Origin of the sequence: Actinoplanes flavus, assembly GCF_017592555.1 — a bacterium.
Taxonomy (GTDB): domain Bacteria; phylum Actinomycetota; class Actinomycetes; order Mycobacteriales; family Micromonosporaceae; genus Actinoplanes; species Actinoplanes flavus.
In genome coordinates this window covers 46,838-60,339 of the sequence record NZ_JAGFNS010000044.1, presented here as the reverse complement: position 1 = coordinate 60,339, position 13,502 = coordinate 46,838, and the positions used below count along the sequence as shown (strand labels likewise).

Here is a 13,502-nt window from a genome sequence, read left to right as displayed (position 1 = left end):
CGCGCCTACAACGCCACCAGCCTCTCCACCCCCATCGGCGCCGACGGCACCACCGAACTCGGCGACACCCTCGGCGGCGAAGACCACGAATACGAAATCGCCGAAACCCGCGTCGCCCTCGGCCCCGCCCTCGCCACCCTCGACGAACGCGAACAGAAGATCCTCACCCTCCGCTTCTACGGCAACCTCACCCAATCCCAGATCGCCGACCAGATCGGCATCTCCCAGATGCACGTCTCACGACTGCTGACCAAGGCGCTCACCAAGCTGCGCGGCCAGCTCGCGCCGGATGCGATCTGACCCTTTCGCCACGGATCGGGGGTGCCGGCTGAGGCCGGTGCCCCCGTCCTGCACCAGTCCTGTGCGGGTCCTACTCCCGGTTGCCGCTACCGTTTAGCGGATGCCGCCTACTGCCGACCTTCCCGGGTTCCTGCACAACGTGGCCCCGATCCTCGACAGCTGGGGTTACCTGGCGATCGGCGGGGTCATCGTGGTGGAGAGTTTCGGTGTGCCCGCGCCGGGCCAGACCATCATGGTCGCCGGGTCGATCTACGCCGGTGCGGGGCGGATGAACATCTTCCTCGTCGCGCTGATCTCGTTCGTGACGGCGGTGGTCGGCGACAACATCGGGTACTGGATCGGGCTGCGCGGCGGCCGCAAGATCGTGCACCGGTGGGGGAAGTACATCTTCGTGACACCGGCCCGGCTCGAGAAGGCGGAGCAGTTCTTCGCCAAGCGCGGTAACCGGATCATCGTGGTGGCCCGGTTCATCGACGGGCTCCGGCAGCTCAACGGTGTGATCGCCGGGATCACCCGGATGCCGTGGAAGACGTTCCTGCTCTACAACGCGATCGGGGCGGCGCTCTGGGTCGGGTGGTGGTGCACGGTCGCGTACTTTCTCGGCGCGAACCTGGTGCACATCATGGGCCGGGCCCACGAACACCGGTGGTCGATCATCGGCGTGCTCGCGGCGGCTCTGGCGATCTACGTGACACTGCACGTGCGGCACGTCCGCCGGCGCCGGGCGCGGTCCGCTCAGGTCGCTCTCGAGGAGAGCCGCAGCCAGGCGTGACACGAGGGCGGTTCCGGCCGCCCACAGCGGGAACCGCCCCCGTTTCCCCCGGAGGGTGGTCAGCTCGCCTTCGTCGGCTCCGCGGTGGGCGCCGGTCCGTCCGGCGGCGCCTGGCCGGGAGCCTGCCCGGCCGGGGGCTGGCCGGCCGGGGCGGTCGCGGCGCTGTCACCGCCGACCGCGGCCATGATGCCCGCGCCGGCGCCACCACCGGCCAGTGCGGCCGCGATCAGGGCACCAGCAAAGATCAACTTCGACTTCTTCGGGGTACGGGCCCCGGAAGCCGACCTCGGCGCGGGCGCGTCTCCCCCGGCCGGTGGGGCGGTGGGATCCCAGGCAGCCGGGGTGGCGGCCGGATGCCGGTGCGCGGGCGCGTCTCCCCCGGCCGGTGGGGCGGTGGGATCCCAGGCGGCCGGGTGCCGGTGCGCGGGCGGGTCGGCATGCGGCCGGGGCACCACGGCACCCCAGGTGGGAACGACCTCGGGAGCCGCGTGCCAGGTGACCTCCGGCGGCTCCGCGCCCGCGTTGTTCCAGGCCGGAGAATGCGCCTCGGTCCACCGCGCGGTGGGCGGCTCCGGCGTGCTCCATTCGGCGGGGACCCGGTCCGGGATGCTGTTCCAGGCGGCCGGCCGGCCGTCACCGGTCCAGGCGGCGGTGCCGCCGTTCCATCCGGCGGCCGGGTCGGTCTCCGGGCTGTGGCCGGTCCAGCCGGGCGCCGCGGTCCGGCCGGTGGTGTCGCCCCAGCCGGCGCGCCCGCCGCCGGACTGCGCGGCCCCGGAATACGCGACGCCGGACTGCGCAACGCCGGACTGCGCGCCGCTGGACTGCCCGGCCCCGGAATACGCGACGCCGGAGGGCGCAACGCCGGAGGGCGCGCCGCTGGAGGGCGCGCCGCTGGAGGGCGCGCCGCTGGAGTGCGCCGGGTGGTCGGCGTATCCGGCGCCGGGCGTGCCGGCGTGGGTCATCCCGGACGGCGACCAGTCGATCGGGACCGACTGCGGATCGGGCACCTCGGACGGCCGGTTCGCCCACTCGCCGTGCGCGGGTCGAACCTGGGCGGAATACCGCGGTACCGGCCCCCGGGCGGACGGATCGTGCTGAGTCATCGGCGCTCCTCGGTCCGGTTTCTCTGCTGACGGGGAGAAGATTGCCGCGCCGGGCTATGCGGATCCTGTGCGATCGTTGGGCGCCGGTTGTCAGTCACCGAAGGGAGTCGGGGAAGTGCAGCGGTTCGCGTTCGCGGGGCGTACCTGCGTGATCACCGGTGCGGCCGGCGGGATCGGGGCGGCGCTGGCGCTCGATCTGGCGAAACGGCGCGCCGAACTGGCCCTGGTGGACCGGGACGTCGAAGGGCTGGAGCGGGTGGCCGGGCTGGCCCGGGAGCTGGGGGCGGCGGGCGTCACGGCGTACCCCGTCGATTTGAGCGATGGCGGCGACCGCCTGGACCTGGCCGCGGAGATCTCGTCGCGCCAAGGCCCGGCCGATCTTCTGATCAACAACGCCGGGGTGACGCTGATCGGCACGTTCGAGGAGAACCGCACCGCCGACATCGACTGGCTGCTGGAGATCAACCTGCACGCGGTGATCCGGATGACCAAGGCGTTCCTGCCGCAGCTGCTGTCCCGGCCGGGCGCGCACCTGGTCAACATGTCGAGTCTGTTCGGGCTGTTCGCGCCGCCGGGCCAGGTGGCGTACGCGACGAGCAAGTACGCCGTCCGCGGTTTCACCGAGGCGCTGCGGCACGAGCTGGCGCCCCGCGGTGTCGGGGTGACGGTGGTGCACCCGGGCGGGGTCCGCACCAACATCGCGACGAGTGCCCGGGCCAGCGGGGTCGACCCGGACGGCGAGGAGTTGGAGCAGGTCCGCCGGTTCGCCGCGGGGGCGCTGACCCTGCCGCCGGAGGAGGCGGCCCGGCAGATCGTGGCGGCCGTGCAGAACCGGAACCCGCGACTGGTGATCACCCGGGAGGCGAAGGCCGGTGACCTGCTGACCCGGATCGCCCCGGCCCGCTACTGGGCGATCACGCAGCGGCTGACCCGCGGCCGGACCCGGGTGGACTAGAAGCGGGCGAAGCGGGGCCGGTCCAGGCCGCCGATGGTGGTGAAGTCGCCGCCCGCGTCGAGGCCGCCGATCGGGTCGGTGGTCAGGACGCGGACCCCGGCGACGCCGTTGGCTTGTGGGTTCCATGCGGTGAGGCGGCCGTCGCCGGTGACCGCGGCCAGTTTGACGCGCGGCGCCGAGCCGTCCAGGCAGGCGCCCTGCGGTCCGTTGCGGGTGGTGAGGCAGACCCGGTCGAAGTGGCCGCCGACGTACGTCACCTCGCCGACCGTGGCGATCGCCGTGGCGTCGCCGTCGAAGACGCGCTGCCAGCGGGTCGTGCCGTCGAGGCTGTACGCGACGGCGCGGCCGCCCTGTCCGCCGGTGGCCGCGTACACGCCGGAGCCGGTCACCGTGATCGCGTTGACCTCGGCGGCGACCCTGGGCCGGAAGTAGTGGTCGAGGACGCCGGTGTTCGCGTCGACGGCCGCCAGGCGTACCGCTTGCCGGTCGTCGTCGACCTCGCGGAAGGCGCCGCCCAGGAAGACCTGGCCGCCGGAGACCGCGAGGGCGCGCACCCGGTCGTCGGCGCCGGCCTGCCAGCCGGTGTCGAGTCGTCCGGTGGCCAGCGAGAAGGCGGCCAGGTTGCGCAGTGCGTGCCCGCTCACGGCCGTGACGCTGCCGCCCAGGTAGAGGCGGCCGTTGCCGATCGCGAGGGCGTACGGGGTGCCGGCGATGTCGTGCCGGAACGAGGTGACGGCGCCGGTGGCCGGGTCGATCCGGGCGATCGAGTCGCGTTTCTCGCCGCCGACCCGGTGGAAGCCGCCGGCCGCGTAGACGGCGCCGCGGGTGGCGGCCAGTGCGCGGACCGTGCCGTCCGCCGGGGGCGCCCAGTCCAGCAGCGCCCCGGTACGCCCGTCGAACGCCGCCAGCCGCTGCCGTGGATAGCCGCGCCCACCCCACCGGGCCTTGGTGAACTCCCCGCCGACGTACACCGTGCCGCCCAGGTAGGCGATCGCGTACACGGTCCCGTTGAAGGTGGGCGCGGACCGGGCGGCGGATTCGACCGCCCGGGCCGGGGCCGCGACGGACAGGACGAGCAGGAGGGTCAGAACGAGCAGTCGCACATGGGTCTAACCATCCCGGATGGGGGAAAGTCGCGCGATCTCCTCCGCCTGCGGGCCGGTCGGGGGTATCGGCGCGGACCGCTCCAGGGTGGCCTGGTCCGGCTGGCGCAGACCCAGCATGACCAGCCAGTCGAGCAGTTGCCGGTGCACCGCGTCGGGGCCGTTCAGCTCGTGGGTGACCGGCCAGTCGGCGGGGTGGACCAGCATGGCGTCGGTCTGCCAGCCGCCGAGCCCGCCGTGCGAGCCGACCAGCTCCTCGAAGGCGCACACCTCCAGCGTCTCCGGATCCACCGAGCTGATCACCACGAGGTCGCCGACGTGCGCGGCGCTCTGGTGGCGGAGCAGGTCGGCGCGGGTGTGCGGCCCGTACGGAAGGAGCGGGTCGGTCCCGGTGACGGCCCCGTCGCGCAGCCGGTGGGTGCCGGCCGGCCCGTACGCCACCGGCCCGTCCTCGTCCTGCACCACCACCAGACCGATCCCGGGGTGGGCGGTCAGCCCGGTGATCAGTCGCGGGTGGGCGTGCTCGATCGCCGCCCGCCCGACCCGGCGGGGGAACCGGGTCAGGTAGATCATCGACAGGTTGCCGGAGGACACCACCAGTGCTTCCGCGGCCAGTCGCTGGACCACGTCGTCGAGGTTCTCGCCGAACCGCTGCCGGAAGGTGGGGCCCTGGCTCTGGCCGTGGTCGGAGAGCACCACGAGGTGGTAGCGGCGGGCCGCCTCCGGGGCGAGCCGGTGCAGCACGCCGAGCATCCGGTCCAGGTTCTCCAGCTGGCGCATCGACTCCGGGCGGGCCGGGCCGGCGTGGTGTGCCACCTCGTCGTAGTCGACCAGGTCGCAGTAGATCGCCGGGACGCCGCGGGCCATCTGCTCGGCGACCAGCGACACGTTCACGTCACGTAGCAGCATCGAGGCCGGGCGCAGGGCCAGGAAGGCGCCGGACCGGCTGACCCGGGGTTGCAGGTTGCGGCGCCGCTGGAGGCGGGCCTGGTGCAGCTCGGTGAGGACCTCGGCCACCCCGAGGACGAGGGCGCGGGTGAAGCCGTACGGGGAGGCCATGAACGCCGCCCAGCCCCGGGCCGAGCGGCCGGGCAGCGCCGCGTGGCTGACGGTGAGCAGGTTGGTGACGGCGTCGCCGCTGAACGCGTTGCCGATGCTGACCCCGCCGTCGCGCAGCAGGCCGCGGCCGTCGCTGAGCCGGGACTCGATGATCGCGGCGTCCCGGGGGCGGTTGGAGACCATCATCTTGCCGGTGTCCTTCTCGTACCAGCGGAAGCCGGGGATCTGCCGGGTGGCGCCGTGCAGGATGCCGGCCTGTGAGGCCGGGGTGGTCGACGGCAGGCCGGTGTGCCAGCCGCGTGCCGTGTGGCTGCCGGTGCGCAGCCAGTTCCCCAGGACCGGGAGGTTGCCGGCCCGGATCGCCCAGCGCAGGACCGGTTCGGCGACCCCGTCCAGCTGCACGATGAGCAGGCCGGGCTCGGTGCCGGCGGGCGGGCGGCGGAGGGTGAGGAGGCGGCCGGCGGCGCGGCGGCGGACCCCGCGCATCAGGCGGCGGGCCTCGCGGACGAAGGTGTCGTCGCTGCCGCTGTCGACCATCCAGTCGAGCAGGGCGGCCACGACGACGGCCAGGATCGCGGCGAACACCAGGCTGGGCAGCCCGCTGATCCGGCTGCCCGGGTCGAACCGCAGGGCCACCACCATCACGACGACCTGGGCGACCACGCCGAGCAGCATGGCCGCCCAGCCGCCGAGGGCCGTGATGCCGAGCAGCAGCAGCGGCCGCAGCACCGCGCCGACGGCCGCGACCAGGACCACGAGCCCGAGGGTGTCGACCACGTCGGTGCCGGCCACCCCGGGCATCAGCCACAGGGTGAGGGTGAGCACCACGAAGGTGAGGATGGCGCTGCGCAGCACGGCCCGGCCGCGGTGGGCGGCCCAGCGTGCATGGGTGCGAATGGCCACGAACCGACGATTACACACCGGCGCATCCGAACCCGAACGGGGGAACGGCGTGCCACCCCCGCCGTGGGACGGATACCTTCGGGGCGATGCGCTTCCGGTCGGCGTTCTTGCTCCTGATCCTGTTGCTCGCCGGGTGCGGTGACCCGCCGGCGCCCATGCCGCACCGGGAGCCGCTGGTCGTGGTGGGTTACCTCACCGAGTGGAGCGTCTACGGGCGTGGCTTCCGGGTGAAGGATCTGGCGGCCGAGCGGCTCACCCATCTGACGTACGCGTTCGGCCGGGTGGCCGGTGGCCGCTGTGCGATGGGTGACGCGTGGGCCGCCCATCAGCGCCCGGTCACCGCGGCGGACAGTGTGGACGGCGTCGGTGACACGGCGGGCGACCCGCTGCGGGGCACCTTCGGTCAGCTGCGCAAGCTCAAGAAGCGGCATCCCGGCGTCCGGTTGCTGTGGTCGTTCGGCGGCTGGACCGGTTCGGCCGGGTTCACCGAGGCGGCGAAGGATCCGGCGGGGTTCGCCGCGTCGTGCCGGCGGCTGCTCGGTGATCCGCGCTGGGCCGGGCTGTTCGACGGGATCGACGTCGACTGGGAGTACCCGAACGCCTGCGGCATGACCTGCGACGACAGTGGCCCGGCGGCGCTCGCCGGGGTGCTGTCGGCGCTGCGTGCCGAACTCGGGCCGGGTGCGCTGATCAGCGCCGCGGCACCGGGTGACGTGGGCCGGTTGCGGGCCACCGACTACGTGTCGGCGGCCCGGCAGGCGGACTGGCTGGGCGCCATGACCTACGACTACTTCGGAGCGGCCGGGAGCGGGCCCGGCACGTCCGCGCCGCACTCGCCGCTCATGGCCTATCCCGGCATCCCCCGGGAGACGGCCACCACCTCGGCGACCGTGGACGAGCTGCTGCGGGCCGGGGTGCCGGCCGGGAAGCTGCTGATCGGGGTCGGCTTCTACGGGCGGGGGTGGACCGGTGCGGCCCGGGGGCTGGAGGACTACCGGATGCTGGTGAGCCGGTGCCCGCCGACCGGGACGCTGGGCGGTACCGCCTACGCCGACTGTGGCGACCAGTGGTGGTCGTACGACACACCGGAGACGGTCGCCGCCAAGGTGGCGTACGCCCGCAAGCGTGAACTCGGCGGGCTGTTCGCCTGGGAGCTGTCCGGGGACACCGACGACGCCGTGCTTCTGCGGGCGCTCAGCGGGTGATCCGTACCCAGACGTTGTCCAGCACCCCGTTGAACTGGTCGTTGTCCCGGTAGGCGCCTTTCGACCCGATGCGCAGCGGCTGATCGTTGAAGACGCTGAGCCCGGCCGGAACGGTGGTCCGCCCCCGCAGCACGTTGTCGACGTAGATCGAGAAGGACGTGCCGATCCGCTGGCAGCGCACCCGGTGCCAGCGGCCGTCCGCGGTGGTGACCATGCTGCGGGCGATCCGGATGCCGGGCTGCCGCTCGTCGACCAGCACGCAGCTGGGGTGGCCCGCGGCGCCGTCGATCTGGAGCTTGTACTGGCTGCTCAGGGTGGAGTAGCCCTTCTGGAGGATGTTCTGCCCGGGGCTGGTCTGGCCGGGTGACAGCATCACGTCGGCGCCGAAGGCGATGTCCCGGGTGCCCGGGTTGAGGTCGGCCGAGGTGCCGCTCTGGAGGACGACGTGCGGGCAGACGATCCGGGTGCATTTGCCGGGGAAGGCGAGCGCGGCGCCGACGCCGTGCGCCACGGCGCGGACCCGGCCGCCCTGGAAGGAGAGCATCCGCAGGGTGTGCCCGTTACCCGATTCGTCGGCGAGGGCGCCGGGCCGGGCGTTGAAGCTGTAGTGGGCGATGAGCAACGGCTCGTTCGCATGCGCCGGCACGGCGGTCACGACGAGCGTCGCGAACGCCAGCATCACAGCGGACAAACAAGATCGCATGCCCGAAATCATACTTATATACCGTTATAGTGCACTTAGTCAGGGACGGAACTCCTCCGGGCGCGTCGGCTTGCTCTCCTCCTTGCGGCCGAACAGCCGCCAGCCCCGCTTCTTCTTCTCCGCCACCGGCACGGCCTCGCCGTTCAGCACGTCCAGACGGTGCTTGGCCACCGGGTTCTCCGGCTCCAGCCGCAACGACGTCTGCAACGCCTGCCGGGCCTGGTCCACGTGCCCGAGCGCGGCCAGCGTCACGCCGTGCGTGAAGTAGTAGTGCGCCTCGCCCGGGTCGAGGCCGACCGCCGTACGGGCCGCCTGCTCCGCGTCACCGAGCTGCCGGTCGGCGGCGACCAGCGCCCACGCCACCCGGTCGTGCCACAGCGGGTTCTTCGGCTCCACGATGACCGCGCGGTAGGCCATGCTCATCGCCTCCTCGTGCCGCCCCAGTAGGGTCAGCGCGCGGCTCGCGATGGCCAGCGGGCGCGGGTCGTCCGGCGCCAGCTCCACGGCCCGGTTCGCCGCCTCCAGCGCCGGATCCACCTGATCGAGCGCCAGCCGGAGCCGGGCCATCAGGATCCAGCCGGGCGCCGAGTCCGGCCGCTGCGCCAGCACCGGCGCCAGCAGCTCGACCGCCTTCTCCGGCTGCATGTGTTCGAACAGGGCCGCGGCACGCGCCACCCCGAGGTCACCCGGATCGGCGAAGGCCAGTGCGGGGGCGTCGCTGGGGGAGGTCAGCGCCGCTCCGGATTCGCGGTCAGTGATCACGACGCCCTAATCGGCAAAAACCCGAAGATCTTTAGAGGTACGGGAGTGCACAGCACCGCCGTACCCCGCGATCGTCTGCCGGGTCCGGACCGTGCCGCGCCCGCCGGGCGTGAGTGGGTGGTCACCGGTCGGCCGTACCCGCCTTGGCGGTGAGCAGGCGGACGACGAACCCGGCCGCGGTGGCCGAGCCGAGCAGGCCGCCGAGCCAGGCGGCCGGGGCGACCAGCGCGGCCAGCAGCAGCACGAACGCCAGCACGGCCGCCGCGACGGCGATCCGCTGGCGGCCGTGGGTGACCAGGTCGCGCAGGTAGACACGCAGCGACGGATCGAGACGGCTCACGAAGTAGCCGGCGTAGGCCGCCGGGACCAGGACCGCCGCGGCGGCCGCCAGCCGGGCGCCGAGCACCGACGACCCGGCCGTCCGCCAGCCCAGGAAGGCGAGCAGGACCAGGATGATCGCGGTGTAGACCAGGAACTGGCGCAGCGCCACGTCCAGCAGGAACCGGCTGGCCTCCTGGCGCGGGTCCGCCCGCAGCGCGCCGACCAGCCCGGACGCGCCCCGGGCCAGCCGGGTCAGCGCGAACGGGCGGTGGCCGGCCACGTCGAGGGCGGCCAGCTCGTGCCGGGCCACCGCGTTGTCCGGAGCCAGGCCGAGCGCGTCCCGCAGCGCCTGCCGGGCCCGTTCGGTGCGGTGCAACTGCTTCATCACCATGGCATAGGTGATCCGGAAGTCGGCCTCCTCCGGGTCCAGCCGGATCGCCTCGCGGGCCGCGTGCTCGGCCTCCACCGGATGGCGGCCCTCCTCGAGCAGCGCCCAGGCCAGCAGGTTGAACCGGTACGGATTCTCCGGCTGCCGGTCGGCGGCGGCCCGGGCGGCGGCGATCGCCTCGTCGTGCCGGCCGAGTTCGGTGTGCACCCGGCTGAGCGCGGCCAGCGCGTCGGGTCGCTCCGGGGCGTGCTCGACCGCACGGCGGGCCAGCTCGTCGGCGATGTGGCGCCGTTTCAGAGCGAGCTGGGCGTGAGTCATCAGCACCAGGGCGGTCACATCGTCCGGTTCGGCGGCCAGCAGCGGGCCGAGCAGCTCGGCGGCGGCCGCCGGCTCACCGCGGCTCAACCGGATCCGGGCCAGGTCCAGTTCGCGGGTCACGTCTGCGGGTCCTCGACCGGGACGGTGGCGAAGGCCCGGACCGGGAAGGTGCCGAACGCGGCGATCCGCGGCGGCACGGCGGTGAACCGGGCTCCGGACGGCGGCAGCTCACGCAGGTTGGTGAGGTTCTCGACGATCGGGATGCCGGCCGCCAGCAGCAGCGTGTGCGCGGGGCGCTCGCCGCACGTGGACGGGGACATGTCGTCGATGTTGACCGCGTCGATGCCGACCAGCGCGGCGCCCCGGTCGACCAGGAGCCGGGCGCCGTCGGCGGTCAGGAAGGGCGCGCCGGTCGCGTACGCCGGGGTGGCCCAGTGCCGGTCGCCGCCGGTGTGCAGCAGGACCGCCCGCCCGGCCACCGCGACGTCGGCGAGCATCTCGGCGGTGACCCCGCGCTCGCCGCCGACCGCGCGGACCACCACGGCGGGCAGCCCGGCAAGGCGCTCCAGCGGCAGGCCGGCCAGGTCGGCGCCGTCCGGGTAGCGGTGGTACGGGCTGTCCACGTACGTGCCGGTGTTGCCGACCATGCTGATCCGCTCGATGGAGAACTCGGTGCCGGGCGCGTAGACACCCCGGGACGCCTCCCGGGTCAGGTGCGGGACGATCTCCGGGCCGGGCAGGCCGGGAAAGGTGATCAGGCCGGCCTCGACGACGTGGCTCAGATCGACGTGTCGCACCCGCTCGACCGGCAGGCGGCCGGCCGGCGGGTGCGGTTCGGCGATGATCCGGATGCCGCGCACCTCGGCCCGCTCCACCCGCTGCGGGGCGAGCGCCGCCACCAGCATCGCGGTCACCTCGACCTCGGTGACGTCGGCGTGCGGAATGTCCAGGCGGAACCCGCGCGCCCGCAACTCGCCCCCACCTTCGAGAGCGACCTCGGCGTCGAACTCGGCCCGGTAATCCAGCACGGCTCCCCCTATCGCAACTCGATCACGCCTTCGGTGATCAACCAGATGCCGAAGATAGCGAAGAGTGTGGCAGCTCCGTACTTGATGACCTTTTCGGGCAGATGCTTCCCGAGATAGCGGCCGACCAGAATGGCGAGCGCATCGGCCGCCACCATGCCGACCGTGGAGCCGATCCAGGTACCGAACCAGCCGTGCTGGGTGGCCAGGGTGATGGTCGCCAGCATGGTCTTGTCACCCAGCTCGGCCAGGAAGAAGGCGCCGCCGACGGCCAGGATGGCGGATCCGGTGGAGCGTTCGGCCTTGCTCTTCTCCTCGTCGGTGAGGACGTCGCCGCGCAGCGTCCAGGCGCCGAAGGCGAGGAAGGCGATGCCGGCGACCAGCGAGATCCAGCCGGTCGGGAGGGTGGTGCCCAGCCCGTAGCCGATGCCGACCGAGACCAGGTGCACCACGGCGGTCGCCACGGTGATGCCGATCAGCACCGGGACGGGGCGGTAACGGGTGGCGAACGTCATCGCCATGAGCTGTGACTTGTCGCCGAGCTCGGCGACGAAGATGACCGCGAAGCTGATGCCCAGCGCGGCGAGGAAACCTTCCAACTTTCCACTCCCGGTGATCACGACCGGGTTTCTGGGCGCAGGGCGACCTCGACCCGGCCGTCGATGAATACGGCCTGGTCGAAGGTCTCGCTCGCCTCGTCGGAGGCCGCGCGGCCGGAGCCCGGCGAACCGGGATCAGTATGTCGACCGCGACATTGGGAGCTACTCCCCTTCGCGCGGTCGAGCATAGCTCACGTCCTGGTCAGCGGCCCGGTGAGGAAGGACACCGGACCGCTGACCGGCGGTTCGCTCAGCGGCCCGCGATGATCCGCTGCAACCGCAGGCGCTCGCTCACCGCGACGGCGCTCTTGCCGGTGGCGGCCAGCGGCGTGGGCTGGGCGATCGGCTCGCACTGCTGGTCGGAGCGGTTCCCCTTGACCCGCGCGGGCAGCGCGCCGGTGGCCAGGTAGTCGGCGATCGCGTTGTCGATACAGGCGCTGCCGAACAGCGATCCGGCGTGGGTGGTGCCGCCCACGCCCTCGACCAGAGCCGACCGCGGGAAGAGCTTGCGGGTGCGCAGGGCCCCGGTGAACGGCGTGGCGGCGTCCAGGGTCTCGCTGATCAGCAGCATCGGCGGAGCCTTGGCGCCGTCCACCTCGACCGGGCGGCCGGTGTCGCCGGCCCAGTGCCGGCAGGGCGCGTTGTACCAGGCGTTGCCCCAGGTCTCGAACGGCGCCTTCTTGTGCACCTTCCAGTTGTCCCGCGCCCACTTCTTCCAGTCCGACGGCCAGGCGACGTCGGTGCACTGCACGGCCAGGTAGACGGCGTACCCGTTGTCGTTCCCGGCGGTCTGCGGGTGCTCCTCGTCGTAGAGCCGCTTCAGACCGGCCGGATCCTTCTTGGCGACCAGGTCGGAGAACGCGCGGGCGACCTCCTGCCAGCCGAAGACGTAGTAGCCGGCCTGGAGGAAGACGTCGGTCAGCTCGGCCGGGCCGATGTCCCCGGCCGGTTCGGCCGTCAGCGCGGCGAGCTGCTCGTAGTAGGTCTTCTCCACCTCGGCGGCGGTCTTGCCCAGGTGGTAGACCGAGTCGTACTTGGCGAGCCAGGCGAAGTACACCTTGATCGCCTTGTCGAAGGCGATGTCCTGGTCGAGGTTGGAGCGGTACCAGACCCGGGTGGGGTCGACCACGCCGTCGAGGACCATCCGGTTCACCCGCTCCGGATACTTGGTGGCGTAGACCTGCCCGAGGTAGGTGCCGTACGAGAAGCCGTAGAAGCTGATCTTGTCGACCCCGAGCGCGGTGCGGATGCTCTCGATGTCGCGGACCGTGTCCACGCTCTTCATGTGGTCCAGCAGGGCGCCGCCGGCCTTGGCGCAGGCGGCCGCGTACGCCGTGGTCCGGGCGTGCCAGGCCTTCTCCACCGCCGGAGTGCCGGGCACGTAGGCCGGCCGGCGGTAACCCGTGTAGCCGTCGTCGCAGGTCAGCTTCGGCGTGCTGGCGCCCACCCCGCGCGGGTCGAATCCGATCCAGTCGTACGCCTTGCCGGCCTGCTTCGGCACGTGCTCGCCGAGTGCCGCCATGCCCAGCCCGGCGCCGCCCGGTCCGCCCGGGTTCACCAGGATGACGCCCTGGTACTTGTCCTTGGGCACGGTGGCCTTGATCCGCGAGACGGCAATCTGGATCTTCACGCCGTCCGGTTTCGCGTAGTCCAGCGGCACGGAGAGCTGACCGCATTCGGCGCCGTGCGACTTCAGTGTCGCGTCGGTGCAGGCGCTCCACACGATCGGCGCCGGCGCCACGCGCGCCGGTTCGGCCCGCACCGCGCTGACCGTGGCACCGACCGTACCGAGCGCGACCGCGGTGGCGGTCGCCCAGATTCTTCTCATACCAGCCCCTTGTGTCCGATTCACCCCCATGCTGGTGGGAGGTCGGTCACCTATCACCCGCCCACGCCGAGACGCCACCTCTTAAGGTAATTTTTCCGATAAGCCCGTTCATCGTGATCCGCTTCCGCAATCCACTCGGACGCGCCACCACGGAATCC

The 13,502-nt window shown here is 72.7% G+C and carries 13 protein-coding genes; 4 read left to right on the top strand and 9 right to left on the bottom strand.

The window, feature by feature from the left end:
* Together J5X75_RS40345 and J5X75_RS40340 are read left to right on the top strand one after the other, a co-directional pair.
* On the top strand, positions 1 to 300 hold a 300-nt coding region (locus J5X75_RS40345; protein WP_208472996.1), incomplete at its 5' end, for a sigma-70 family RNA polymerase sigma factor.
* A gap of 100 nt (positions 301 to 400) precedes the next feature.
* A complete protein-coding gene (locus J5X75_RS40340; RefSeq protein ID WP_208472995.1) occupies positions 401 to 1,072 on the top strand; it encodes a DedA family protein in 672 nt (223 codons plus the stop codon).
* 59 nt (positions 1,073 to 1,131) lie between these two features.
* Here J5X75_RS40340 and J5X75_RS40335 read toward each other — a convergent pair whose 3' ends face one another.
* Positions 1,132 to 2,175: a hypothetical protein gene (locus tag J5X75_RS40335; protein ID WP_208472994.1), complete on the bottom strand. Its 1,044-nt coding sequence runs from the start codon at positions 2,173 to 2,175 to the stop codon at positions 1,132 to 1,134.
* Between the two features lie 115 nt (positions 2,176 to 2,290).
* Here J5X75_RS40335 and J5X75_RS40330 point away from each other — a divergent pair, with 115 nt between their 5' ends.
* Positions 2,291 to 3,130 carry an SDR family NAD(P)-dependent oxidoreductase gene (locus J5X75_RS40330; protein ID WP_208472993.1) on the top strand — a complete coding sequence of 280 codons (840 nt, stop codon included), beginning with the start codon at positions 2,291 to 2,293 and terminating at the stop codon, positions 3,128 to 3,130.
* Here J5X75_RS40330 and J5X75_RS40325 read toward each other — a convergent pair.
* Together J5X75_RS40325 and J5X75_RS40320 are read right to left on the bottom strand one after the other, a co-directional pair.
* On the bottom strand, positions 3,127 to 4,233 hold the full coding sequence (locus tag J5X75_RS40325; protein WP_208472992.1) for an NHL repeat-containing protein: 1,107 nt from the start codon (positions 4,231 to 4,233) through the stop codon (positions 3,127 to 3,129). The genes J5X75_RS40330 and J5X75_RS40325 overlap by 4 nt on opposite strands.
* 6 nt (positions 4,234 to 4,239) lie before the next feature.
* A complete protein-coding gene (locus J5X75_RS40320) occupies positions 4,240 to 6,195 on the bottom strand; it encodes an alkaline phosphatase family protein (protein ID WP_307798587.1) in 1,956 nt (651 codons plus the stop codon).
* A gap of 86 nt (positions 6,196 to 6,281) precedes the next feature.
* Here J5X75_RS40320 and J5X75_RS40315 point away from each other — a divergent pair, with 86 nt between their 5' ends.
* Positions 6,282 to 7,400, top strand: a complete 1,119-nt coding sequence (locus J5X75_RS40315; protein ID WP_208472990.1) for a glycoside hydrolase family 18 protein — start codon at positions 6,282 to 6,284, stop codon at positions 7,398 to 7,400.
* On the opposite strand, the gene J5X75_RS40310 is transcribed toward J5X75_RS40315, so the two are convergent.
* The 6 genes from J5X75_RS40310 to J5X75_RS40285 form a co-directional block, all read right to left on the bottom strand.
* Positions 7,390 to 8,103 carry a LamG-like jellyroll fold domain-containing protein gene (locus J5X75_RS40310; protein ID WP_208472989.1) on the bottom strand — a complete coding sequence of 238 codons (714 nt, stop codon included), beginning with the start codon at positions 8,101 to 8,103 and terminating at the stop codon, positions 7,390 to 7,392. The two genes, J5X75_RS40315 and J5X75_RS40310, sit on opposite strands and share 11 nt — an antisense overlap.
* 39 nt (positions 8,104 to 8,142) lie before the next feature.
* Complete coding sequence (locus tag J5X75_RS40305) at positions 8,143 to 8,865, bottom strand: tetratricopeptide repeat protein (protein ID WP_307798586.1); 723 nt, start codon at positions 8,863 to 8,865, stop codon at positions 8,143 to 8,145.
* A 121-nt stretch (positions 8,866 to 8,986) separates the two neighbouring features.
* Entirely contained in the window at positions 8,987 to 10,012 is a 1,026-nt protein-coding gene (locus tag J5X75_RS40300; protein ID WP_208472988.1) for a tetratricopeptide repeat protein, read from the bottom strand.
* Positions 10,009 to 10,920: a cyclase family protein gene (locus tag J5X75_RS40295; protein WP_208472987.1), complete on the bottom strand. Its 912-nt coding sequence runs from the start codon at positions 10,918 to 10,920 to the stop codon at positions 10,009 to 10,011. Before J5X75_RS40295 ends, J5X75_RS40300 begins: the two co-directional genes overlap by 4 nt.
* A gap of 8 nt (positions 10,921 to 10,928) precedes the next feature.
* Positions 10,929 to 11,516, bottom strand: a complete 588-nt coding sequence (locus J5X75_RS40290; RefSeq protein ID WP_208473002.1) for a TMEM165/GDT1 family protein — start codon at positions 11,514 to 11,516, stop codon at positions 10,929 to 10,931.
* A 250-nt stretch (positions 11,517 to 11,766) separates the two neighbouring features.
* On the bottom strand, positions 11,767 to 13,344 hold the full coding sequence (locus J5X75_RS40285) for an alpha/beta hydrolase (RefSeq protein ID WP_208472986.1): 1,578 nt from the start codon (positions 13,342 to 13,344) through the stop codon (positions 11,767 to 11,769).
* Positions 13,345 to 13,502 lie beyond the last annotated feature (158 nt).